This window comes from Paraburkholderia sp. SIMBA_053 (genome assembly GCF_046534895.1).
GTDB lineage: Bacteria > Pseudomonadota > Gammaproteobacteria > Burkholderiales > Burkholderiaceae > Paraburkholderia > Paraburkholderia caledonica.
The window spans coordinates 1-244 of record NZ_JAWRXU010001485.1 but is presented as its reverse complement, the minus strand read 5'-3'; the positions used below and the strand labels follow the sequence as shown (position 1 = coordinate 244).

The 244-nt window shown below is 66.8% G+C and carries 1 protein-coding gene; it reads right to left on the bottom strand.

All coding sequences use genetic code 11. The features are described from left to right. Positions 1-244, bottom strand: a 244-nt coding sequence (locus SB753_RS40540) for an acyl-CoA dehydrogenase family protein (protein WP_410805611.1), incomplete at both ends; no start/stop codon positions are given.

Here is a 244-nt window from a genome sequence, read left to right as displayed (position 1 = left end):
GGCGCAGTTCGCCGCTCGCGATCTTCGGCAGATACAGCCGTTTCTGTTCCGCCGAGCCGTGGCGTAGCAGCGTGCCCATGTTGTACATCTGCCCGTGGCACGCGCCCGAGTTGCCGCCCGAGCGGTTGATCTCTTCCATGATGACCGACGCCTCAGTCAGGCCGAGTCCCGATCCGCCGTATTCCTGCGGGATCAGCGCGGCCAGCCAGCCGGCGTCGGTCAGTGCCTGAACGAACGCCTCCGG